This is a genomic window from Vibrio sp. 1CM23M (assembly GCF_023161755.1).
Lineage (GTDB): Bacteria > Pseudomonadota > Gammaproteobacteria > Enterobacterales > Vibrionaceae > Vibrio > Vibrio coralliirubri.
This window is the reverse complement of the sequence record NZ_JALNTR010000010.1, coordinates 39468-64551: the sequence shown is the minus strand read 5'-3', so window position 1 is coordinate 64551 and position 25084 is coordinate 39468. Positions and strand designations below refer to the sequence as shown.

Below are 25084 nucleotides of genomic sequence, written 5' to 3'. Positions count from 1 at the left end.
ATCAATAGCTAAAAGAATGTATCAAATTCACTAGAGAAACGGTGACCACGCCGGCGCTCTTACGCGTCCGTTGGTTGCCGGTAATCTAGCTTTAAAACGGCCATCGATAGAAACCATCGATAGTACATTTGTTTTGTTGTAAATAGAGCTATAGATAACCATACCTCCATTCGGCGCAATGCTTGGAGATTCATCTAACAATGTTTTTGTTAGCACCTGAACCGCACCGGTTTCCAAATCCTGCTTAGCCAAGTTAAAACCTGAGTTACTGCGATTCACCATGATAAGGAATCGACCATCAGGGGTGATCTGGCCACCTAAGTTTTGGCTACCTTGCCAAGTAATACGAGAAGTCGAATTATTGGACAAATTTACATTATAAATCTGAGGTTTACCACCACGATCCGATGTGAAAATAAGAGACTTGCCATCTGGGTGCCAGAATGGTTCAGTATTATTTGAACGGCCGCGGGTAATTTGAGTCAGCTTACGGCTAGCAAGGTCAAGTGTGTACACCTGAAGGCTGCCTGTTTTCGACAATACCAATGCCAATGTTTTGCCATCTGGCGAGAATCTTGGCGCACCATTGTGACGAGGGTATGACGTCACTTTCTCACGTTCACCGGTGTAAATATTCATGATGAATATTTCAGCTTGGCCATTCTGGAAGCTCACATACGCAAGTTTCTTACCATCTGGTGACCATGCTGGAGACATAAGAGGCTGCTTAGAACGAAGTACTAAACGCTCATTAAAGCCATCGTAGTCAGCAACACGAAGTTGGTATGGGTACTTATCTTTGTCGTTCACAACTACGTAAGAGATACGAGTTAAGAACGCGCCTTTCTCACCGGTTAATTCTTCATACACTAAGTCAGAAATACGGTGTGCGTATTCTCTCAAGCGCTTGCCAGGAACCGTTGCTTTTTTGTTGAACAACACGTGGTCTTTAGAAAGCACCAATTGGCCTTCATCACTTAATGCACGGCTTTGTCCTTTAGTCAGCTGACCACGAACAATGTCGATCAATTGGTAGTTCACCACGTACTGCCCTTCGGCATTTTTAGTGATGCTACCTGTTAGCAATGAATCAACGCCTAGGTTAGTCCAAGCATCGAAGTTCACCTCAGTTTCGCTGTAAGGCGTTTGAGGCATTTTGCTTGTCGCAACTGGGCTGAATTTACCACTGCGTTGTAGGTCAGAAGCGATAACTGCTGATACATCGTGTGGCAATGGCTCTGCGCCTTCCCAACGGAAAGGTACAATAGCGATAGGTCGTGCAGAGTTAATACCGTCTGTAATAACCAGCTCCAGTGCCGCATGTGCAAACTGGCTGCTTGTAGCTATTAAGAAAACAAAACTCAGTAGTAGTTTCTTTAACACAAGTTCGTCCTTTTACTCTGGTGATACAGTTAAGTTAATGTCTTTTAGTGATTTCACAATGTCTGGGTCTTTAGGCAATGGATAAGATTGCACTTGTGCCACGGCACGCTTGGTTGCTGCACATAAACGGCTATCGCCATCTAAGATACTTAAGCTACCCAAAATAGCGTTTGAGCCCGTTGGAATCAGCTTAAGGTTAACTCGACATGAGCGTCCTCGATAGCTGTCTTCTAACAACAGATTCTGTTGAATCAATTGGGTATAGATAGCCCCGTAACGTTGTGCCTCATCACTAATAAATTGTTGTCTTGCTGAAGAGTTTTGAGTCGCTTCAGTTTCAAGACCAGCAAAGATATCGTTCAATGCTGCTTCTTGTTGTTTACGCTCTTTTTCTGCTTTAGCTGCAGCTTCTTTTGCCTTACGGGCTTTCTCTGCTGCGGCTGCCGCTTCTTTCTCTTTCGCTATGCGTTGCTTTTCAGCGCGTTCAGCGGCTTCTTTCTCTTTGCGAGCTTTGTCTGCTGCCTCTTTCGCGGCTTTTTCTTTTGCCACGCGTTCTTGTTCAGCTTTTGCGATTGCCGCTTCTTTGGCCTTACGCTCGTTCTCGGCTTTCACCAACGCAGCTTCTTTCAGCTTGCGATCAGCTTCGGCTTTAGCGGCTTTCTTTTTCTCTTGCTGTAAACGCGCTTCTTCAGCTTTGCGTTGTTTCTCTTTCTCAACTCGGCGCTTTTCAGCTTCACGAGTCGCTTTAGCCTCTTTCGCTTGTTGTTCTTTTAGCTTACGAATATTTTCTTCTTCAGCTTTACGATTCTTTTCAAGTCGTTCGCTTTCACGTCTCAGTTTGTCTAGACGCTCTTGCTCTTTCTTGCTTGCCGCTTCTCTTTGTTGACGAATCTGTTGAGCTTGCTGGCGAACCAACTGAGGATCAATCACCACTGCTTGAACCATCTGCCCTGTAGGCTTTGGCTCTGACATCGTGAAATCCGCTCCCCAAATGAGCGCAACGAATAAAATGACGTGCAGCCCAAGAGAAATAAGAAGCGGTGATCTGAAATTATTGGATTTTTTATTATTCGCTTTCATGAATGCTACGGAGCTATTCCCTTATATCCGTTAAAAGGCCAACCTTTGGCACACCTGCACGGCTTAATTCATCAAGTAATAAAACCACTTCAGCGTATGGCGTTGCGGCATCACCACCAACCGCCACTGGAGAGTTTGGCTTCAGAGACAACTCGGCTTTCACACGGACGATAATATCTTCCATAGATAAGCCACGCTGTACTTCTTCGTCATTAACGCTCAAACCAAGTTCACCGTCTTTGTTCACTTCAACGATGATGAAACTTGCGTTGTCGTCACCCAGTAGGTCTTGTGCCGATTTAGCCGTTGAAGCCTGAGGCAGTTCAACGTCAACGCCTTGAGTAACAAACGGCGAAGTCACCATAAAAATGATCAGCAAAACAAGCATAACGTCGATGTAAGGTACAACGTTAATCTCTGCTGTCATTTTGCGTTTTTTAGGTTGGTATCCAGCCATCTATTATTCCCTGCCAGCCATCGCTTGACGGTGAAGAATACTGTGAAACTCTTCAGAGAAAGTCGCGTAGTTGTGCTCTAGCTTGCCTACTCGGCTGCTGAAGCGGTTGTACGCCATTACTGCAGGAATCGCAGCGAATAGGCCCATTGCTGTTGCGATCAGTGCTTCTGCAATACCAGGGGCAACCATTGCGAGCGTCGCTTGCTTCACTTCACCGAGTGCGATGAATGAGTGCATGATGCCCCAAACCGTACCAAATAGGCCGATGTATGGGCTGATAGAGCCAACAGTCGCCAAGAAAGGTAAGTTAGTTTCTAGTTCATCGACTTCACGAGCAACGGCAACGCGCATCGCACGGCCAGTGCCTTCCATGATGAAGTCAGGTGATGTTGCATTCGATTTACGAAGGCGAGCGAACTCAGTAAAGCCTGCGTAGAAAATTTCTTCAGTTCCAGAAAGCTCGTCTTTGCGTTTGTTGCTCTCTTGGTACAGTTTTGCAAGATCAACGCCTGACCAAAATTTGTCTTCAAACACTTCTGTTTGTTTAGAAGCTTGAGATAACACTTTACTTCTTTTTATGATCATCGCCCAAGAAACAACAGACATGCCCATAAGAGTCAGCATGACCATCTTAACTAGTAAACTAGCTTCTAAAATTAGGCCTAAGATTGAGATTTCAGCAGTCACTATTCGTTAGCTCCGTAAGAATAAATGTTGGCATTGCCTTTGGTTTCATTTTTTGATTGTCGATACATGCTACCTTAACCATTGCTTTACACAATGCTTTGCCATCAGGATTTACGATCTCTTGACAGAAGACCAAGGTAGCTCGCTTCAACTCGTAAATATTTGTAATGACTTGTAAAGAATCATCAAGACGCGCGCCTTGAATAAAATCAATGTCCATATGTCGGACTACAAAACCGATGTTTTGTTCTAACAATACTTGCTGAGAAACGCCAATTGAGCGCAGCATCTCAGTTCGAGCGCGTTCGAAAAACTTAAGATAGTTTGAATGGTATACAACGCCACCCGCATCGGTGTCTTCGTAATACACTGTCACTGGCCACGTAAATGGCTTAGATAATCCCTGCAATTTGATACCACAATCCAAAACGATAAAGATCTCACTATAACCTAACTCCTTATCATTAATAGTATATCGCTGTGAATTTTTTGATTTGAGAGACGAAAAAAAAGGCCATCTGTATAAGATGACCTCTTTTTGGCTAAAAACCCAACAAGTATAAAGGTTCACGTTGTTATGAACCTAAATCCTTTGCCTTTTATAGAAGGCGCAGCGTCGTTAGGTAGAGCAAAATTGTGAGTGAAACATATGGGCTAAACAGTAGCTGCCACATCCAAGCTCTTGGCTTAAATCCGATACCGTAAACCATGCTTGAGCATACTGCCCAAATGAACATTGGTCCGATGATCGCGTTAAAGCCACCGATGCTTGTCGCATACGCTTCAGGATCCCACATCACTAAACCCACATGCATGAAACCCAATACTAGGGATAAGGCTCTAAGCAGAGTCTTATCCATTGGTTGATGCAGCTTAGCGATTTGCTCTGCGAGATTACTCACTGTCTTTGTCCATCATTTCTGAATGCTCTAGCCATAGAGCATTGATGATGCCGAATGCACATGCTAGAAGTACACCCAAAATCCATGCGAAATACCACATAAAATTTCTCCTAAGTTATTTCACTTCTAGCTTAGTAAGCTGAAACGTCGTTATCTTCGATGTGTTTCTTATCTAGACGACCGAACATTTTGTAGTATGTCCAAGTTGTGTAGCCAAGAATCACAGGAACCATTACCGCCGCAACGACAGTCATAAGACCAAGCGTTAGCTCACTCGCTGTTGAATCCCACATAGTCAAGCTTTGGTTAGGATTCAGGCTTGATGGCATTACGAATGGGAACATTGCAAAACCAGCCGTTAAAATAACACCAGCGTTAGATAGGCTTGAGAACAAGAATGCGAAACCACCACGCTCAAAGCGAGATGCAATCACAGCAAGCAGTGGCATTGCTACACCAAGGATCGGCGCAGCCCACATTGCTGGATAAGTTTCGAAGTTTGTCATCCAAGCACCCACTTGAAGTGATACTTCTTTGTTTAGTGGGTTTGAGTCAGCAAACGTATCGATAGTGCTCGTAATTACATAGCCTTCGATAGATTGAACCCAGAAACCACCAATAACGAATAGAGCAATAGCAATTAGGCCAGTGATCTGAGCAACGTTACGAGCACGAGCGTGCAGCTCTTCTGTTGTCTTCATTTGAAGCCATGTTGCACCTTGCATCACGAACAACATCAGAGCCAACACACCACAAAGCAATGCAAATGGGTTAAGCAGAGCGAAGAACGTACCATGGTACTTAGACATCATAAATTCGTTCAGTTCAAATGGAACACCTTGTAGTAGGTTACCAAATGCCACACCGAAAATGATTGGTGGTACTGCGCCACTAAAGCAAAGTGCGTAGTCCCAAGTTTTGCGCCATTTTGGATCTTCGATCTTTGAACGGTAGTCAAGAGCAAGTGGACGTAACCAAAGTGCAGCTAGCGTTACGTACATTGCGAAGTAAAAACCAGAGAAAGACGTCGCGTAAACCAGTGGCCATGCAGCAAACAATGCACCACCCGCAGTGATAAGCCAAACTTGGTTACCATCCCAGTGAGGGGCAATCGTGTTTAGCATAATACGACGTTCAGTGTCGCTCTTACCGATAACAGGTGACAGAGCGGCAACACCCATATCAAAGCCATCAGTTACGGCGAAACCAACCAGTAGAACACCGATCAATACCCACCAAATGAGTCGTAAGCTTTCGTAATCAAACATTAATATTCCCTCACTTATACTTCAACTGAACGGCTAACTTTGTCTTCAACAGAGTTATCGTTTTGTTCGAAGTGGTAACGGCCTGTCTTCAAGCTACTTGGACCTTTACGTGCGAATTTCAGCATTAGGTAAACTTCAGCAATCAAGAACACTGTGTACAATGCCAGGATAGCGAATAGAGAAGTCCAAAGCTGTTCAATAGTTAGTGCTGATGCAGCAACGTTAACCGGTAGGATTTCACCAACCGCCCATGGTTGACGACCAAACTCAGCAACGAACCAACCAGCTTCAATCGCAATCCAAGGTAGTGGGATTGAGAATAGTGCAGCTTTAAGTACCCATGGTTTCTGTTCGATCTTCTGACGACATGTTTGAACAAACGCCGCACCGAATACAAACAGCATGATGAAGCCACAAGCAACCATCAGACGGAATGACCAGAATAGAGGCCAAACTGTTGGGATAGAATCATCCGCAGCCATTTGGATTTGGTCTTCTGTTGCGTCAACAACGTTGTCTGTGTAGCGCTTAAGAAGTAGACCGTAACCTAGGTCACCTTTCACTTCATCGAAAGCTGCCATGTTTTCTTCAGACTTATCGCCTGCACGCAGTTTCTCAAGTAGTTCGTATGCGTACATACCTGTACGGATACGATCAACGTGGTCATCACGTAGGTCACGTAGACCCGTTACTTCTTTATCAAGAGAACGCGTTGCAATAATACCCATCACGTAAGGGATCTTAATTGCGTAGTCAGTATCCATTGTTTCTTGATTCGGAATACCAAAAACAGTAAATGCTGCTGGAGCTTCTTCTGTGTGCCACTCTGCTTCTACCGCAGCTAGCTTCACTTTTTGAACTTCACCAAGCTCGTAACCAGATTCGTCACCTAGTACGATTACTGACAAGATCGCCGCCATACCGAAAGATGCTGCAATCGCAAAAGAGCGGCGAGCAAAGGCAAGGTCACGACCTTTAAGAATGTAGTATGAGCTGATACCAAGGATGAACATCGCACCCGTTGTGTAACCAGACGCTACTGTGTGTACGAATTTAACTTGCGCTACTGGGTTTAGTACAACTTCAGCGAAGCTCACCATTTCCATACGCATAGTTTCAAAGTTAAATTCCGCACCCACTGGGTTTTGCATCCAGCCGTTTGCTACCAAGATCCAAAGCGCTGAGAAGTTAGAGCCTAGTGCTACTAACCAAGTTACCGCTAAGTGCTGACGCTTTGACAGTCTGTCCCAACCGAAGAAGAAAAGGCCAACAAAAGTAGACTCTAGGAAGAATGCAACAAGCGCTTCGATAGCTAGCGGAGCACCAAAGATGTCGCCAACATAGTGAGAATAGTAAGACCAGTTAGTACCAAACTGGAACTCCATGGTTAAGCCTGTCGCTACACCAAGAGCAAAGTTAATACCAAACAATTTACCCCAGAACTTAGTCATGTCCTTGTAAATTTGCTTGCCAGTCATTACATAAACTGACTCCATAATGGCAAGTAGAAATGCCATACCTAGTGTCAGTGGAACAAATAGGAAGTGATACATCGCTGTAAATGCAAATTGCAATCGCGACAGATCAACAACATCAATCATGGTAACTCCTTTGTGTCGGCTGAATGACACTTGTGTGATTATTCACCGCAAAAATCCATGTTAAAACAATTTGTGCAATTGTTATTACAAATTGAAATTTGTAGCAAAAACGTACCGTTATAGTTAGATTATTGTTAAGCATGAGCTAATATAGCTGGCGCTAATATTACTGGTAAAATCAGTATGTTTCAAAAGGTTTATAGGAGAACCTTGCGTTGATTTGTATCAATTTTATTCGAGCAAATTAGAGTTATTTTTGAACAATCATGATTAAAATCACACCAATTTAGCCTCTGTTAATAACAGCGTATGATATCTTTGACAAAAGCTCATCACCGCCTCAACATACGAACTACAAATACCTATAAAGTATTAACAAAAAATATGACAGTTTATTTCATTTTTTGTTAGCCAAATCAAACCTGAAATCAAAGTTTTCATTTTTGAAGGCCGCTATTCAATCTTTTTATCGACTCGCTCAAAGAGTTGTTATTCAGTAAAAAGCAAAAAATCCCAGCGCTTATGCAACTGGGATCTTTAAAAATGAATAATTTAGCGATTAGACGGTTTATCTATTCCGAAGTGTAAATACGCTCTGTCGGTCGCAATTCGACCTCTTGGCGTTCTTTGTAGATAACCTTGTTGTATCAAGTAAGGCTCTAACACATCTTCAATGGTGTCTCTCTCTTCACCAATCGCGGCTGCCATGTTGTCGATACCTACTGGACCACCACCAAACTTCTCCATAATTGCGAGTAGAAGCTTTCTATCCATGTAGTCGAAACCTTTAGCATCGACATCCAACATGTTAAGCGCTTTATCGGCAACCTCTGGACAAATATGGCCATCCCCTTTCACTTCCGCATAGTCGCGTACACGGCGCAGTAAACGGTTAGCAATACGAGGTGTACCACGAGCACGACGAGCAACTTCCAATGCGCCTTCAGACTCCATAGATAAACCTAAGCAATCGGCACTGCGCTGAACGATGTTTTGCAGGTCTTCAACTTTGTAGTACTCAAGACGCTGAGTAATACCAAAACGGTCACGCAGCGGAGACGTCAGAGAACCAGCACGAGTGGTCGCGCCAATCAGGGTAAACGGTGGAAGGTCGATCTTAATTGAGCGCGCTGCTGGGCCTTCACCAATCATGATGTCCAGTTGGTAATCTTCCATCGCTGGATACAACACCTCTTCAACCACAGGGCTTAAACGGTGGATCTCATCGATGAACAGCACATCATTTTCTTCAAGGTTAGTCAGCAATGCCGCCAAATCACCTGCTTTCTCTAATACAGGCCCTGAAGTAGTGCGAATGTTAACGTCCATTTCATTGGCAACGATGTTCGCTAAGGTGGTTTTACCCAAGCCTGGAGGACCAAATATCAAAAGATGATCGAGCGCCTCATTACGAAGTTGAGCTGCTTTGATGAAGATTTCCATCTGACCACGAACGTGATCCTGACCTTGATAGTCGGCTAATGCTTTCGGTCGTATCGCGCGATCAATGACATCTTCATCTTTGAATACTGGGTTATCCGGTGCAATAAGGCGATCGGCTTCAATCATAAATTCTGCTATTCCTAACTATGCTCTTGTTGACTCTGCGCTTCTTGACTCTGTGTAAAGGCAAAGTGAATGAGTCTATTTTGTCGAACAAGTATATTGAGTATTAAACCATCGATTTCAGAGCTTCGCGAATCAACTGTTCGCTGGTCATGCCATCTTTAGCCACTTGAGAAACCACCTTAGAAGCTTGAGTCGGCTTGTAGCCTAATGCAAGTAGTGCACTTACCGCTTCTTCTTCCGCGTCGTGAACGGTTGGCATAGAATCAATCGGAGCTGCATCTGTCGCCGGAGTAAATAGGTCACCCGCGCCCCACCCTTTCAGGCGGTCTTTCATTTCAACAACCAGACGTTCTGCAGTTTTCTTACCCACACCCGGAAGTTTAACCAGCGTAGAGATGTCTTCACGTTCAACACTTTGAACAAACTGGCTAGCCGTCATGCCTGAAAGAATGCCAAGGCCAAGCTTAGGACCAACACCATTCGCTTTAATGACTTCACGGAACAGCGCACGCTCTTTAACCGTGTTAAAACCATAAAGTAGCTGCGCATCTTCACGTACAACAAAGTGCGTGTAGATGATTGCCTCTTCGCCCACGTTTGGTAATTCGTAAAAACAGCTCATTGGCATTTGAACTTCATAGCCAACGCCACTCACTTCGATTAGTAATTCTGGTGGCTGTTTTTCTATTAATGTACCGCGTAGACGTCCGATCACAATTCACTCTCTTGATGGAATATAATTTGAGGGACAGAATATAAAAGAACTGGATGCTTATCCAGTTCTTTGTGTTTATTAGGATGATTTATTTAAGCTTGCTTAGCTTGGGAAACCACGCTGTTTAAGCTTTCGACCAGTTCTTTTACTGAGGTGACATGCCCGGTCAGTTCAGAACCATAATTAGCGACTAAACCTGACACGGATTTGGTTTCTGCAACGCTCTGCGCCACTTCTGAACTGGCGAGATCGAGTTCTTTCAATGAGCTCATCTGCATCGCCATAATATTGGTGAGCTGATTAACATCGGTCGAGATGGTTTGCACCTCGGAGATAATGCCGTTCATTTCATTCGCCGTGGTTTCAATGATTGCTCTGCCATGCTCCACTTCTTCTTTACTTCGGTCTAGTAAGGTTCGAATTTCTATCGCGGAGTGACTACTTTTCGCCGATAGCTCTCTCACTTGGTCAGCAACTACCGCAAAGCCTCGCCCTTGCTCACCGGCACGAGCCGCTTCTATAGCTGCATTGAGTGCTAATAGGTTGGTTTGCTCGGCAACCGAGGTAATCAAGTCCGCGACTTTCATGATTTCTTGATTACTTTGAATAATCTGGCTGATTGCACTGGTTGAGGCTTCTAGTGATTCTGAGCTCTTCTGTGCTTTCGTTCCGACGGCTTCACTGCGCTCTTTCAGTTCACCCACAAATGAATTGGATTCCTCGATGCCTTGAGTCATTTGATGCAGTTGCTGGCTCATCTGTTCTGCTGCACTCGCCTGAGATTCGCAATTGATGTTCAACACTTCAACTTGAGCATGCAGGTCTTGAGACTGCTGGTCTAAATGGACAGATACGCCCTGTAAGCTTTCAGAGTTTGAGTTCGCTTGGTCAAGGACAATGGAAAGTCGACCTTCGCTTTGCGTCGCTTGATTGGCAATCTGTTGGCTTTCCGAAATCGCATCTTCTGCCATTTCAATCGCCACCTCTTTTTGCTTAGCGGTAAACGCTTGAGCAATGCAAATCACCACCAGCGGCATGATCACACCAGACCACGTCTCAACCACCACCGCTTCCGGAGTAAGTACTAACTGCGGAAATTCAAAACCATCAAGATGAGCTGAAGTCATCACCAAAGAAACGCCAATCACTAACCCACTCCATACAAGGGCGACAATTCGAGTTCCTGACAGAAAAAAAGCAACCACTAACAACGGCACCCAATAAGCCTGAGTAGACTCAACCACACCACCGCTTTGATAGATGATATTCAGGGCGTGCACCGCCATGCCAACAAAGCCAAAGTTCAATGCCAAGCTAGGCTTGCGGGTAATGCGTAATATCAATGCAGAGACTAATTCAAAGGCGATAAGAAATATGGAAGTGGCAATCAGCAGTTGCTCTTCATGCTTGGTCCACTTGATGAGGCTGTAGACACCCACGAAGAATGCGATAAAAGTGAAGAGTAATAAGATATCCGCTTGTCTGACTTCGTTGCTATTCCATCCATTGCTTTTGGGTAGAAACAGCGCGCGCCACAGCTTGATTGGGTTCATCAGTGATCATCCTTGATTAACTTGTAAGACCTCCGACCAATGTTAATAACATGTTAAATGATACGCAATGTTATTATCTGGGTTCTGTTCGAAAGATCTCATTTCATCAAGGATTTAGGGGCGTATTGTTTTGATATGAGCCAAACGAGGCGTCAGGCTCAAGTAATGCAAGCTTTCAGAAAATAGAGGGATGGGATTAACGGTAGCGCCCTTTTCTCGCGCCTGTCGCTTTACCTGCCAGCGCAACCAAGGTTTTATTGGTGTTGGCATGAGTGATCGCTACGCCTAGAGCATCCGCAGCATCGGCCTGTGGTTTAGCAGGCAACTTAAGCATGCTCATCACCATGTTCTGAACCATCGACTTATCTGCACCACCATTGCCTGTCACCGCTTGTTTGATTAGACGAGCCGCATATTCATGAACGGGCAGATCAGCATTTACCGCTGCCACTATCGCACTGCCACGCGCTTGTCCCAGCTTGAGTGCAGAATCTGCATTCTTAGCCATGAAGACCTGCTCTATCGCAAACACATCCGGCTGAAACTGAGTGATGATTTCGCTCACACCGGCGTAGATTTGTTTGAGTCGGCCCGGCAATTCTTTTTCAGAGGTGCGGATACAACCGCTACCTAAGTAATATAGATGGCGACCATTTTGACGAATCACGCCATAGCCGGTAATACGCGAGCCAGGGTCAATCCCTAAGATAATAGACATAACTTCAATACTGATTATTTATACATGCTTTATGAGCTTAGTATATCGAACGCAAAAAAAAATGCCCGTCAAATTAACGGGCATTTTCTAATTTACTGGCAAGTCTTGGCTAATTAATTAAGAGCTCTCTATCAAGTAGGAGCTCTTCATCAACAAGAAAAGATAACAGGCTTACGCTTGCTCTTTTTTCTCTGCCAATTTAACGGCGATTGCTAGCTCTTCCAGTGATGCTGGGTTCGCTAGGCTTGGCGCGTCTGTTAGTAGACATGCTGCAGCTGTTGTTTTCGGGAATGCGATAACGTCACGGATGTTCTCAGTACCACAAAGCAGCATTGCTAGACGGTCAAGACCGAATGCTAGACCTGCGTGAGGTGGCGTGCCGTACTTAAGCGCTTCAAGAAGGAAACCGAACTTCTCTTGTTGCTCTTGTGCTTCGATACCTAGGATACCGAATACCGCTGTTTGCATTTCTGCGTTGTGAATACGCACAGAACCGCCGCCAACTTCGTAGCCGTTGATTACCATGTCGTATGCATCAGAGTTTGCTGCTGCTGGGTTCGCTTTAAGCTCGTCCGCGTTCACACCTAGTGGCGATGTGAATGGGTGGTGCATTGCGTGTAGGTTACCTTCGCCGTCTTCTTCGAACATTGGGAAGTCAACAACCCACAGTGGAGCCCATGCAGATGTGTCTGTTAGCTCTAGATCAGTACCGAGTTTAAGACGAAGTGCGCCCATTGCTTCAGCAACGATGCCCGCTTTGTCTGCGCCGAACAGAATGATATCGCCAGATTCAGCTTGAGTGCGGTCTAAAATACCGTTGATGACGTCTTCGCTTAGGAATTTAGCCACTGGAGATTGAATACCTTCCATGCCTGCAGCACGGTCGTTAACCTTCATCCAAGCTAGGCCTTTCGCGCCGTAGATGTTTACGTGTTCAGCGTAACCGTCGATTTGCTTACGAGTTAGCTTAGCACCACCTGGTACACGGATAACCGCTACGCGACCTTTTTCGTCGTTAGCTGGGCCAGAGAATACTTTGAACTCAACGTCTTTAACCAAGTCAGCAACGTCAACTAGCTCTAGTGGATTACGTAGATCTGGCTTATCAGAACCGAAACGACGAATCGCTTCAGAGAAAGGCATTACTGGGAATTGACCTAGTTCAACGTCTAGAAGTTCTTTCCACATATCGTGAACAAGCTTCTCAGTCACGTTACGTACTTCTTGAGAAGTCATGAAAGATGTTTCGATATCGATTTGAGTAAATTCAGGCTGACGGTCAGCACGTAAATCTTCATCACGGAAACATTTAACGATTTGGTAGTAACGGTCAAAACCAGACATCATCAGCAGTTGCTTGAACAGCTGAGGAGATTGAGGAAGTGCGTAGAAGCTACCTTTGTGAACACGGCTTGGTACTAGGTAGTCACGAGCACCTTCTGGTGTCGCTTTCGTTAGTACTGGCGTTTCGATGTCTAGGAATAGGTTCTCATCAAGGAAACGACGAACGAAGCTAGAAGCACGTGCACGAAGCTTGATACGGTCACTCATTTCTGGACGACGAAGGTCGATGTAACGGTACTTAAGACGCTGCTCTTCAGAGTTCGTTTGGTTGAAGTCTAGTGGAAGCGCTTCTGAACGGTTGATGATCTCTAGACCAGTCGCGTAAAGTTCTACTTCACCAGTAGCCATGTCTTTATTTACTTGGCTGTCCGGACGAACACGTACTTCACCAGTAAACTTGATACAGAATTCATTACGCAGTTGGTTAGCGATCGGGAAGATATCTTTCATATCTGGATCGACAACAACCTGAACGATGCCTTCACGATCACGCATATCAATAAAGATAAGACCGCCTAAATCACGGCGACGGTTTACCCAGCCGCACAATTCTACAGTTTGTCCCGCCAGGGACTTGTTCAGGTTACCACAGTAATGGGTACGCATAATGAATTTCCCAATCTCTTAATTATTTACTAGTTTCCAAGCTGTCAGTGGTCATTCCACACAACAGAGCAAAGGAACATTTATACGCGGAAACTCGCTTAAAATCGACCTTCCACATTCGAATTTATTGTGTTTTATCTGGCTTTGCTGCTTTTTAGCCCATCAAGTGCGCAAAGATTCATCAAAACCGAAAAAATTGCGATAATTATATCTCGAAAGTACCTTAATCAGCAAAACTCTCGTAAAGTAGATTTTCATTTCGATTAAAAGCAGTAATGTGATGACTAATGGTGCAAAAACGCTGGACACTTTACCTCTAAGACTTGGATTAACCATGTGGTCTCACTCTGAGTGGCAAAGTCAGTTCTATGGCAAGGGAACCAAGCCTGCTGAACGCTTAGAAAAGTACACGCAAGTTTTTCATACCGTCGAGGGCAACACGACCTTTTACGCTACGCCAAGTATGTCTACCGTTCATAATTGGAAAGCCGCCAGTCACGATGATTTCAAGTTCACCTTCAAATTGCCCAAATTCATCACCCACCAGCAGCAACTCAGACACTGCCAAGCAGAGCTCAAAGAGTTCTTGATGACCATGTCGCCACTGCACGACCGCATTGGCCAATGGACGATTCAGCTGCCGCACAGTTTTGAGCCCAGCATGCTGCCTGCCCTACAAAAGTTTTGCACCTTGTTCCCAAAAGATATGAAGCTTGGCGTCGAAGTTCGACACTTGGGTTTCTTTGATAAGGGCGATGCGGAAAAACGCTTCAACCAATGGCTGGTTGAGGAAGGCATCAATCGCATCATTATGGACAGCCGCCCCGTTTTCTCTGCGCCACCCACCACAGAAGCGGTGATCGATGCGCATCAGAAAAAACCGCGTGTTCCTGTTCATGCAATTGCGACCGCCAATAACCCGATGATTCGATTTATTGGTCACCCAGACCAAGAACCTAATATTGAGTTTTTTAAGCCTTGGTTTACCAAAATCCCAAACTGGCTTAATGAAGGCAAGCAGCCCTATTTAATGATCCACACCCCAGACAATAACCACGCACCTGAACTTGCGATTGCTATTTATAAGAGGCTACAAAAGCAAGTGTCTGAAAATACATCATTATTACTTCCCGATCTGGCTCAGTTTCCGGCTCAAAAAGGCAATCACCAAATCTCGATGTTTTAACCTCTCACTTATAAGTAACTTCGAACCTTGAGCTAAATCTCAGTTTTCGTGACAGTGGCGCTTTTTTTACGTAAAATACGTCCCCTTTTATTTGGTACGAATTTTGTGCCAATTACGCTGACTGTCGAGAGAAAATGCCATGAGCAACACAGACAATATCTTTTCCGCTCCTATTGATAAAATTGGAGACTTCACCTTTGATGCAAGGGTTGCTGAAGTATTTCCGGATATGATTCAACGTTCGGTGCCTGGCTATAGCAATATCATCTCTGCAATCGGCATGCTGGCTGAGCGCTTTGTAAAGCCACATTCAAATATTTACGACCTTGGCTGCTCGCTTGGTGCTGCAACACTTTCTATGCGTCGTCACATTCAGCAAGAAGGCTGCACGATTTTCGCGATCGATAATTCAGAAGCCATGGTTGAGCGCTGCAAATTGCACGTTAATGCTTACCGCAGTGACACACCGGTAGAAGTGATTGAAGCCGACATCCGTGAAGTGGAAATCAAAGACGCTTCTGTTGTAGTGCTTAACTTTACGCTGCAATTTCTTTCTCCGGACGACCGATACGCTCTGCTTGAGAAGATTCATGCTGGCTTGCGCCCAGGCGGGATCTTAATCCTGTCAGAAAAATACGTATTCGAAGATGAAAGCTCAAATGAACTGCTTATCGACCTGCACCATGATTTCAAACGTGCTAACGGGTACAGCGAGCTAGAAGTAAGTCAGAAACGTAGCGCAATTGAAAACGTGATGCGCCCGGATTCGATCCCTGTTCACAGAGAGCGATTTGATAAGATTGGCTTCTCAAGCAGCGAAGTCTGGTTCCAATGTTTCAACTTTGGTTCAATGTTCGCGATAAAGTAAACATTTTCGATTACGTAACCGTCGCGACACCGTTAGCACGTACTAAAATGTCATCCTCAAGAGCGAGGAACGAGCGAGTTGGGGATCTCTTATCAAACACGATAAACGAGATTCCCTAGCATGTTTGTCCACACTCTTAATCGAGTGACAAATTTAATTTCTACACCACCAACTCAGTGAAAACCTATGTTTAATTTTGCCAATTTTTATCAACTTATTGCCCAAGATACTCGCCTTCAGCCGTGGCTAAATGTCCTGCCACAGCAACTGACCGATTGGCAAAATGCAGAGCACGGTGACTTCGACCGCTGGTTGCGTGCACTAAACAAGATTCCACAAGGTGTGCCAGACCAAGTTGATCTGAAAAATTCAGTGACGATTGGTAGCTCAACACCGTTTCATACGGGCGAGCTTAAAAAGTTAGAAAGCCTATTAAAGACGTTCCACCCATGGAGAAAAGGACCTTACACGGTTCACGATATTCATATCGATACTGAGTGGCGCAGTGACTGGAAATGGGATCGTGTGCTTCCACATATCTCTCCATTGAAAAACCGTTCGGTTCTCGATGTAGGTTGTGGCAATGGTTACCACATGTGGCGCATGCTGGGTGAAGGTGCCCGCTTAACGGTTGGTATCGATCCTTCTCACCTGTTCTTGGTTCAGTTTGAAGCAATTCGTAAGCTGATGGGCGATGACCAACGAGCCCACCTATTACCTCTAGGTATCGAGCAGCTGCCAAAGCTAGAAGCCTACGACACGGTATTCAGCATGGGCGTGCTTTACCATCGTCGTTCACCACTGGACCACTTGATTCAACTTAAAGACCAATTGGTGTCTGGCGGTGAACTGGTTCTTGAAACCTTGGTGATTGAAGGCGATGAGAACGCAGTATTAGTTCCGGTTGACCGTTACGCGCAAATGAGAAACGTCTACTTCTTCCCTTCAGCTCGCGCACTGAAACGCTGGCTAGAACAAGTTGGTTTTGAAGACGTACGAATCGTTGACGAAAATGTCACGACAATTGGTGAACAACGCACCACAGAATGGATGACACACAACTCTCTTCCAGATTACCTCGATCCAAACGATCCAAGTAAAACGGTTGAAGGTCATCCTGCACCGAGACGTGCAATTTTGGTAGCAACAAAGCCATAGATTTACTGCCCACAAAGCAGTGGCATATTGAGTAAACAAAACACAAGCCTATTAAGACAGCAAAACAATTGCTTGCATGGTCAAAAAGCCACCGTTAATTTCGCGGTGAACTTTGCTTCCTGAGCTCACGAATTGAACAAAAATTGACTTATGTTTAATAAGTGAGCTATTTCAAATAGCAATAATTGGCGTAGCGCTCACATTGCGATTCAATATGACCAGACTCTTACAATAGGATGCTTCACGCATCCTTTTTTGTGGGCTAAACTTCTAAATAGTCTGAACTATTCTCTAATTCTCAAAGGTTTTTTTTATGTTTAAGCGATTATCGCCTATTGTGGCGGTTGGTTTGCTCTCTGGTTGTACCCTCACGAACGGTGCTACCTACCACCAAGAAACTCTCGACGCTATTTCCCGCTCAGAGACAAACATCGCAAATAAGGTTCAAAATCTTGAACTGCAACTAAGCAATCAAAGTGACTATATTGAAAGCTTAGAAGACGAAATCACTACCCTTTCTAATCAATTAGATACCCATCTAACGAGCATGGAACACAAGGTTCTTGAAGAGCTAGAGGAAGAAGAACCGGTCGCTGTTGCCGTTGCTCCTATCGCTCCTATATCACAACCGACTATCCTTGGCGGCATCGAAAAAGTGTCTATCGACTCTATCAAGCAAAGCTTTGATGCTCGTGTAGATACTGGCGCAACCACCTCTTCTTTAAACGCTGTCGATATCAAAGAATTCGAACGTAACGGCAAGAACTGGGTTAAATTTCACCTAGACGACAAAGCCCAAGCTGAAGAAGACCAGAAATGGATTGAAGCGCCTGTTGTACGTTATGTAAAAATCCGTCAATCAACCAATGATCAAGCAGAACGTCGAGCTGTGATCGAATTATGGGTGAAAGTTGGAAAAATCCATGAAAAAGCGCAATTTACATTGGCGGATCGCTCTCAAATGAGTCACCCTGTATTACTAGGGCGCGAATTTATCAAAGACATAGCGCTAGTAGATGTAAGTAAAAAGTACGTACAAACGGAAGTTAAATAACAATAGTAGGGTAAGCTATGACGTCAAGAATTCCATTTTATATCTCTATATTCCTGCTTATCGTGGCAGGTATAACACTGAGTATGTTCAGACATACGACCTATGGTGTACCTTGGACTCCAGGGGAAACCAGACAGGTTTGGGACGTTGAAGCTCGCATCGAGTTCAACGCAGTAGGCAAAGAAGCAAAAGTTTCCTTAGCAGCTCCTCATACTCAGTCTAACTACACACTTATCGGCGAATCGGCTTCATCGCCAGGTTACGGTATCTCTTACTTGAATACCGAATCAGGTCGCCGCGCAGAGTGGTCTATTCGATACGCAGATGGCCCTCAAACCATCTACTACAAAACACAATTCCTAGTCGACAACCAAGCAAAAGTTGATGCTATCGCACCAGAAGGTGAAGTCTCGCAACCAAGCTTCGATGGCCCTGAAGAAGCGGCTTCTCTTGCATTGATTGATAGAGCGACAAAACGTTCTGCAGACAATATCACTTTTACCCGCGAGCTCATCAAAACACTTAATGATCCAGACAGTCAAAACTCTGCGCTGATTCTGAACAACATGACCAAAGTGGAAGCGACACACAAGCTACTTTCAGCGGCGAAAATACACAACAAAGTGGTTGGTGTTATCGAGCTAGAAGATGGTCGTCGTCGTCAGTCGATTCAAAACATGATTCAAATCTGGGATAACGACGAGTGGATTCTGTTCTCTCCTGAATCAAGCGAACAACAAGTTCAACCAAACCTACTCATTTGGGACGAATCAAACGTTTCTCTACTGGATGTTGTTGGCGGTCAGAACAGTAAAGTTCACTTCTCTATGATTGCTCAAGAGGTTTCACCAACGGAAGCAACCAATAGCAAAGTCTCTGCTGATCAACTGTTAAACCTTTCCATTCACAGCCTACCGTTAGAAGAGCAAGCGATGTTTAAAACCATCATGCTGATTCCTATTGGTGCTCTGATTGTTGTGTTCCTACGTGTCATTATCGGTCTGAAAACGTCTGGTACGTTCATGCCAGTACTGATTGCGGTAGCCTTTGTACAAACACAACTGGTAACGGGTATTGTTGGCTTCCTACTTATTGTAGGTACGGGTCTGATTATTCGAAGTTACTTGTCCAAACTCAACTTGCTCTTGGTAGCCAGGATATCCGCCGTAATCATCACGGTAATCATGATTATCTCTGTGTTTACTGTGGTCGCGTTTAAAGTGGGTCTGACTGAAGGTCTATCCATTACGTTCTTCCCAATGATTATCCTATCTTGGACTATCGAACGTATGTCTATCCTGTGGGAAGAAGAAGGCGCGAAAGAAGTAATGCTGCAAGGTGGTGGTTCTTTATTTACTGCGGTTCTTGTTTACTTAGGCATGACTAACCCGTTCATTCAGCACTTAACGTTTAACTTTATTGGTTTACAACTTGTTATTCTGGCGACCATCTTGCTACTAGGTAACTACACAGGATACCGTCTAACCGAGCTTCGTCGCTTTAAACCGCTAGCGGAGGACTAAGTTATGTTTGATCAGTTTACTTCACCGTTTAGGTTGAAAGACAAAGGCATAATGGGAATGAACAAGCGTAACCATAGTTATATTGGTCGCTACAATGATCGTTCCAAGTATCCACTCGTTGATGACAAGCTTAAGACGAAGATCATTGCTGAACAGGCTGGTGCTACTGTACCAAAACTGATTGGCGTGATTGGTCATCAAGCTGAAGTAAAAACAATCCACAAGATGGTAAAAGAGTGGCCGGGTTTCGTAATCAAGCCAGCTCAAGGCAGTGGTGGTAAAGGTATCCTTGTTGTGACTTCTCACAAGGACGGCGTTTACACCAAGCCATCAGGTTCGACTATCAATGAAGAAGACGTAGAGCGTCACATCAGTAACGCTCTCGCGGGTCTTTTCTCACTCGGTGGTAAGAACGATGTTGCGGTAGTTGAAAACCTCATCAAGTTTGACGAGTGTTTTGACGGCTTCAGTTACGAGGGTGTGCCAGATGTACGAATCATTGTATTCAAGGGCTACCCTGTAATGGCGATGATGCGTCTATCGACTTCAGCTTCTGATGGTAAAGCTAACTTGCACCAAGGTGCTGTGGGCGTAGGTATTTGTATCGCTACGGGTAAAGCTGTTCGTGCGGTTCAGTTTGACCACCCAGTGACTCACCACCCAGATACGGGTAAAGAGTTGGCGCTGTTACAAGTGCCACATTGGGAAAAGCTGCTAACTCTTGCATCAAGTGCTTGGGAAATGACAGGCCTTGGCTACATGGGTACGGACATGGTTTTAGACCAAGAAGAAGGCCCGATGGTACTGGAGCTAAACGCTCGTCCTGGATTAGCAATACAGATCGCAAACGGCGCAGGTTTATTACCTCGCTTGCATCATATTGAAAACCTGGGCACACCGGCTGAATATCCAAAACCAGCCGAGCGCGTTGCCTACGCTGCTAAGCAATTTGGTGTTCACGGTAGCGAAATTGTTCCAAACTAAGCTCATCTAAATTAAAGCGAAACGACTCAGTTATTGATACTGAATCTAGCTCGATAAAAAGGCCGCATAACTCTGAGAGTTACGCGGCTTTTTAATGTCTGCCGTCTTTACCTAGCTAATATGACTAAGCCTCTGTGACTTCACTTTCAGGCTCACGAATAGGATCAATACGCACAGCCGCCACCTTAAATTCAGGGATCTTCGCGTGTGGATCGGTCGCTGTGGTAGTCAAACGGTTAACCGGCGATTCAACAAAATGAAATGGAATAAATACCACACCCTTTTGCATTCGTTTAGTCACAAACGCCGCGATTTCGATTTCACCACGACGTGTTGAGACCTTGAGCATCTGACCATTCGAGATACCTAGCGTTTCAGCATCATGAACACTCACCATGGCACGCGGCCCTGCTAAGTTATCCAACCCTTTTGTTTTACGTGTCATGGTTCCGGTGTGGAACTGTTCTAGAATACGGCCTGTCGTTAATACTAACGGGTATTCCGCATCCGGTAGTTCAGCAGCGTATCTAAACGGAATCGCCTCCATTTGACCACGCCCACGCGTAAATTGAGTCTGGTGCATGATACGAGTGCCATCTGGGTTGTTCTTATTACTTGGCCATTGCACGCCGTTGACCGTAATGTTCTCCCAACGTAAACCACCATACTGTGGCGTGACACGCGCTATCTCATTGGTGATATCAGCAACGGTTTTATAGCCCCAATCACCGCCCATTGCGTTGGCTAGCATTTGGATAATCACCCAATCTTCTTTCGCTTCACCTGGAGGCAATACCGCCGGGTTAATACGCTGAACACGACGCTCGGTATTAGTAAAGTGACCAGACTTCTCAGCAAACGAGCAAGACGGCAGAACCACATCGGCATATTGAGCGGTTTCGGTTAAGAAAATATCTTGAACCACGAGGAAATCTAATGCTTCAAGACCTTCAATCACATGCGCTTGGTTCGGGTCACTCAGCACTGGGTTCTCGCCCATTACGTACAGGCCACGAACATCTCGATGACACGCACCATCAATAATTTCGGTCAGCGTTAAGCCTGTTTCAGCCGGTAAGTCAGAAACACCCCACTCCATCGCAAATTTTTGACGAACCATTGGGTTATACACTTTCTGATAACCCGGAAGGTTGTTTGGCAATGCGCCCATGTCACACGCACCCTGAACATTGGATTGACCACGTAATGGGTTGATACCACCGCCTTCAATTCCAATGTTGCCACACAAAAGCTGCAGGTTAGCGATAGAGCGAACGTTATCGTGACCAGTGGTATGTTGAGTAATGCCCATCGAGTAGTACACCGCTGTGCGCTCTGCAGTACCAATCAATCGTGCCATTGCAAAGATGTCTTCCGCTTTAACGCCAGTTACTAGCTCCACTTTGTCTAGCGAATAGCTTGGTGACATGACCTCTTGGAGCAAGGTATCAAAGCCGTCCACACGATCTTCGATATACTCTTGGTCGTACCAACCGTGTTTGATGATCTGCTGCATCACACCATTGATCAGCATTACATCGGTACCCGGTCGGTGCGCTAAGTAAAGCTCAGCATGGTCAGCAATATCGATTCGTTTTGGATCGGCAACGATCAATCTCGCTCCACCATGTCTCACCGCTTGCTTGATGTGCGAGCCAATAATTGGGTGTGCTGAAGTCGTGTCTGAGCCAATAATAAAGATCACATCTGAGTGCTTGATGCTTGGAATATCATTGGTCATCGCCCCGCTGCCCAGCGAAGCTTCTAAACCAGTAACTGTCGATGCGTGACAAAGGCGCGCACAGTGATCGACGTTATTGGTGCCTAGTTCACGACGTATGAATTTTTGGAAGGCATAGTTATCTTCATTGGTGGTTTTCGCCGACGAGAACCCCGCTAAAGCGTTACTGCCAAAGCCTTGCTTAATCGCAGTAAACTTCTCGGCAATCAGCGTAATGGCTTCTTCCCAACTTGCAGGTTGCAACCAGCCATCTTTACGAATTAATGGTGTGGTTAAACGCGCATCGCTGCCCACAAAATCGAAGCCAAATCGTCCCTTAACACACAACATGCCTTCATTAACCGGAGAGTCTCCGCCTTCGATATAGCGGATTTTGTTTTTCTGCTCATCGATATGCATGGTTAGCTTGCAGCCGACACCGCAATAGGTGCAGATGGTATCGACTTTCTTGAGTACGTCTGTGTCTCCCTGCTTTCTATCACGAGCATCGACCATTGCACCGGTTGGACACGCCTGAATACACGATCCACATTGAACGCAGTTTGAGTCGCCCATTAAGGTCTTATCTGCCCCAAAGTTAGGACGACATTCGGGTCTTGATGCAGGTTTGCCATCCGATTGATTCATGAAGCTTAGAACGCCATGAACATTCTGTTCTCGACATGCTTGAATACACTGGCCACAACTAATACAGCGGTTGGCGTCAAAGATAATGAACTCAGAACTGTCATCGACCGAAAATTTTTGCCTTGTTAACCCGACCTTCGCTTCTTCAGCACGAATCGCCTGCCAACTCTCATTCGAAGCCACATCGATTTTGTACTCTGGATGCGTTTGCGTTGCTTTGTATTCGGTCGAGTAGTCTCGTAGGTCGCAATCGGTATTGGCTTGGCAGCCACACTCTAGACATCTTGCAGCTTCCGCTATTGCATCAGCATTATCAAACCCTGTTTCTACTTCATCGAAGCTTTGTTCACGCTGCTCGGGCGTTAGTTCAGGCATGATCTTACGAGCCATGCGTTGTATCGACTGGTATTGCTCAGGATCCACCGCTTTGAGCTGTTTGTGTTTTCGTGAGTTAAACGGTTTGGCCGGAATATTTTCCATATCACCGTGGAAGAAGCGATCGATCGCTTGTGCAGCAATACGCCCGTCTCCTACCGCTTCGACTGCGGTTGCAGGACCGCGTCGGAAATCACCAATACTGAAAATATTTCCGGTTCCGGTATGCATGGTTTGCGGATCAGCATCTGCGGTATTCCAACGAGTAAGAGGGATATCAATCGCTTCGTTGTCCATAAAGCTCAGATCAGGCTTTTGCGACACGGCAGCAATAACCGTATCAAACGCTTCAACAAAGAACTCGCCAGTTGGTTTAGGGCTGCGGCGGCCTGAAGCATCAGCAGGACCCAAAGCCATTCGTTCTAATCGTATTTCTGATACATGGCCATTTTCATCGGCTATGTTTTCTGCAGGGTTGGTTAAGAAATGGAACTTCACACCTTCATGTTCAGCTTCTTCGATTTCGTAATCTTCTGCTGGCATCTCATCTCGAGTACGACGATAAATCAGCGTAGTATCCGCGCCATCACGAACCGCTGTTCGCGCGCAGTCAATCGCGGTATTACCACCACCAATTACTGCGACCTTTTTACCTGTGACATACTGCTGATCGGTCACGTAATCTTTCAGATAATCGACACCCAAATAACAACCGCCGAGTTCACTACCCGGGTAATTCATCTCGACTGCTTGCGATGCGCCAACCGCTAAACAAACTGCATCAAAATCATTACTTAAATCAGACAGTGTAAAATCAGCACCCAGTTTTTTACCGCACTCAACCACCATTCCGTTGCGACACATCAGCTCGATTTCTTTATCTAGAATCGACTTTGGTAAGCGATACTCCGGGATACCGTAACGCAGCCACCCACCCGCTTGGGGCATCGACTCATAGACACTGACATCATAGCCTTCGTTAGATAGATAATAACCCGCCGTAAGCCCACCGGGGCCACTACCAACAATAGCAATGCTCTTGCCTTTATTCGGTTTCTTAGCTGGCATGTAGCTCTCTTGAGCCGCTAAATCTGCATCGGCAGCGTGTCGTTTAAGTTGGCGAATCGCGATGGATTCATCGACCAAGTTTCGACGACATTCGGTTTCACAGAAAGCAGGACACACACGACCAATTGAAAGCGGCATTGGTAATGTCTTTTTGATCACTTCAATCGCTTTGATGTGATCATTTTGAGCAATATGGTGCAGGTAAGATTGGATGTCGACCCCAGCAGGACAGGCTGTTTGGCATGGAGCCTCACAGTCAGCGTAGTGATCAGTCATGATGCGATTCAGCGCTTCTTGTCGATGGTTCGTTAACTGTTTTGACTGAGTGGTAATATTCAGCCCATTAGAAACTTCAAGCTCACAAGAGCGAGTAACACCAACGCCATCAACTTCCACAACACACAAGTCACACGGCACTTTATCCGCTGTTTTGTTCAAACCACATAAAGATGGGATCTCCAAACCACATGTTTTTGCCGCTTCAAGAACGGTTTGTCCTTGCTCGACGATTCGATATTTCCCATCAATAACGATTTGAATCATACCTAAGTCCTACCTTTACCTTTCGCACACGCGAGTTATCAACAATTAAAATTTAAGTAATACAATATTATTAA

The 25084-nt window shown here is 45.2% G+C and carries 21 protein-coding genes; 6 read left to right on the top strand and 15 right to left on the bottom strand.

Features of this window, described 5'->3' with window-relative positions; all coding sequences use genetic code 11:
* Nucleotides 1–30: 30 nt before the first annotated feature.
* From tolB to aspS, 14 genes are all read right to left on the bottom strand, one after another.
* The gene (gene tolB / locus MSG35_RS20845) at nt 31–1383 is read right to left on the bottom strand and encodes a Tol-Pal system beta propeller repeat protein TolB (RefSeq protein WP_048659648.1); all 1353 of its coding nucleotides are present in this window, start codon (nt 1381–1383) and stop codon (nt 31–33) included.
* 12 nt (nt 1384–1395) lie between these two features.
* The gene (gene tolA / locus MSG35_RS20840; protein ID WP_248384924.1) at nt 1396–2463 is read right to left on the bottom strand and encodes a cell envelope integrity protein TolA; all 1068 of its coding nucleotides are present in this window, start codon (nt 2461–2463) and stop codon (nt 1396–1398) included.
* A 13-nt stretch (nt 2464–2476) separates the two neighbouring features.
* Nucleotides 2477–2920, bottom strand: coding sequence for a protein TolR (gene tolR, locus MSG35_RS20835; RefSeq protein ID WP_017062072.1), 444 nt, complete (start codon nt 2918–2920; stop codon nt 2477–2479).
* Nucleotides 2921–2923: 3 nt separating this feature from the next.
* Complete coding sequence (gene tolQ / locus MSG35_RS20830) at nt 2924–3607, bottom strand: protein TolQ (protein ID WP_017062073.1); 684 nt, start codon at nt 3605–3607, stop codon at nt 2924–2926.
* Nucleotides 3597–4034: a tol-pal system-associated acyl-CoA thioesterase gene (gene ybgC, locus MSG35_RS20825; RefSeq protein ID WP_017067533.1), complete on the bottom strand. Its 438-nt coding sequence runs from the start codon at nt 4032–4034 to the stop codon at nt 3597–3599. The genes tolQ and ybgC overlap by 11 nt, the downstream gene beginning before the upstream one ends.
* Before the next feature lie 172 nt (nt 4035–4206).
* Complete coding sequence (gene ybgE / locus MSG35_RS20820; RefSeq protein WP_017067532.1) at nt 4207–4509, bottom strand: cyd operon protein YbgE; 303 nt, start codon at nt 4507–4509, stop codon at nt 4207–4209.
* A complete protein-coding gene (gene cydX / locus MSG35_RS20815) occupies nt 4502–4609 on the bottom strand; it encodes a cytochrome bd-I oxidase subunit CydX (RefSeq protein WP_000270284.1) in 108 nt (35 codons plus the stop codon). Before cydX ends, ybgE begins: the two co-directional genes overlap by 8 nt.
* A gap of 31 nt (nt 4610–4640) precedes the next feature.
* The gene (cydB, locus tag MSG35_RS20810; protein ID WP_019821033.1) at nt 4641–5777 is read right to left on the bottom strand and encodes a cytochrome d ubiquinol oxidase subunit II; all 1137 of its coding nucleotides are present in this window, start codon (nt 5775–5777) and stop codon (nt 4641–4643) included.
* Between the two features lie 14 nt (nt 5778–5791).
* Complete coding sequence (gene cydA / locus MSG35_RS20805) at nt 5792–7378, bottom strand: cytochrome ubiquinol oxidase subunit I (RefSeq protein WP_061032863.1); 1587 nt, start codon at nt 7376–7378, stop codon at nt 5792–5794.
* 552 nt (nt 7379–7930) lie between these two features.
* Entirely contained in the window at nt 7931–8947 is a 1017-nt protein-coding gene (gene ruvB / locus MSG35_RS20800; RefSeq protein ID WP_017062078.1) for a Holliday junction branch migration DNA helicase RuvB, read from the bottom strand.
* 103 nt (nt 8948–9050) lie between these two features.
* Complete coding sequence (ruvA, locus tag MSG35_RS20795) at nt 9051–9662, bottom strand: Holliday junction branch migration protein RuvA (RefSeq protein WP_017062079.1); 612 nt, start codon at nt 9660–9662, stop codon at nt 9051–9053.
* A 92-nt stretch (nt 9663–9754) separates the two neighbouring features.
* The gene (locus tag MSG35_RS20790) at nt 9755–11215 is read right to left on the bottom strand and encodes a methyl-accepting chemotaxis protein (protein ID WP_248384923.1); all 1461 of its coding nucleotides are present in this window, start codon (nt 11213–11215) and stop codon (nt 9755–9757) included.
* Between the two features lie 196 nt (nt 11216–11411).
* Complete coding sequence (ruvC, locus tag MSG35_RS20785; protein ID WP_004736470.1) at nt 11412–11933, bottom strand: crossover junction endodeoxyribonuclease RuvC; 522 nt, start codon at nt 11931–11933, stop codon at nt 11412–11414.
* 171 nt (nt 11934–12104) lie between these two features.
* Nucleotides 12105–13883 (bottom strand): aspartate--tRNA ligase, encoded by a 1779-nt coding sequence (gene aspS, locus MSG35_RS20780; protein WP_248384922.1) that lies wholly within the window; start codon nt 13881–13883, stop codon nt 12105–12107.
* Nucleotides 13884–14163: 280 nt separating this feature from the next.
* On the opposite strand from aspS, the gene MSG35_RS20775 reads away from it, so the two are divergent.
* From MSG35_RS20775 to MSG35_RS20750, 6 genes are all read left to right on the top strand, one after another.
* Nucleotides 14164–15069, top strand: a complete 906-nt coding sequence (locus MSG35_RS20775; protein WP_248384921.1) for a DUF72 domain-containing protein — start codon at nt 14164–14166, stop codon at nt 15067–15069.
* A gap of 139 nt (nt 15070–15208) precedes the next feature.
* Complete coding sequence (gene cmoA / locus MSG35_RS20770) at nt 15209–15937, top strand: carboxy-S-adenosyl-L-methionine synthase CmoA (RefSeq protein WP_017062083.1); 729 nt, start codon at nt 15209–15211, stop codon at nt 15935–15937.
* Nucleotides 15938–16123: 186 nt separating this feature from the next.
* A complete protein-coding gene (gene cmoB, locus MSG35_RS20765) occupies nt 16124–17095 on the top strand; it encodes a tRNA 5-methoxyuridine(34)/uridine 5-oxyacetic acid(34) synthase CmoB (protein ID WP_009846365.1) in 972 nt (323 codons plus the stop codon).
* A gap of 313 nt (nt 17096–17408) precedes the next feature.
* Nucleotides 17409–18149: an ATP-dependent zinc protease gene (locus MSG35_RS20760; RefSeq protein ID WP_248384920.1), complete on the top strand. Its 741-nt coding sequence runs from the start codon at nt 17409–17411 to the stop codon at nt 18147–18149.
* Between the two features lie 17 nt (nt 18150–18166).
* Nucleotides 18167–19672, top strand: coding sequence for an inactive transglutaminase family protein (locus tag MSG35_RS20755; protein WP_048612747.1), 1506 nt, complete (start codon nt 18167–18169; stop codon nt 19670–19672).
* 3 nt (nt 19673–19675) lie between these two features.
* On the top strand, nt 19676–20656 hold the full coding sequence (locus MSG35_RS20750; protein ID WP_029235462.1) for an alpha-L-glutamate ligase-like protein: 981 nt from the start codon (nt 19676–19678) through the stop codon (nt 20654–20656).
* A gap of 124 nt (nt 20657–20780) precedes the next feature.
* Here the strand turns inward: MSG35_RS20750 and fdhF are convergent, their stop codons facing one another.
* The gene (gene fdhF, locus MSG35_RS20745; protein WP_248384919.1) at nt 20781–25010 is read right to left on the bottom strand and encodes a formate dehydrogenase subunit alpha; all 4230 of its coding nucleotides are present in this window, start codon (nt 25008–25010) and stop codon (nt 20781–20783) included.
* Between the last annotated feature and the right edge of the window lie 74 nt (nt 25011–25084).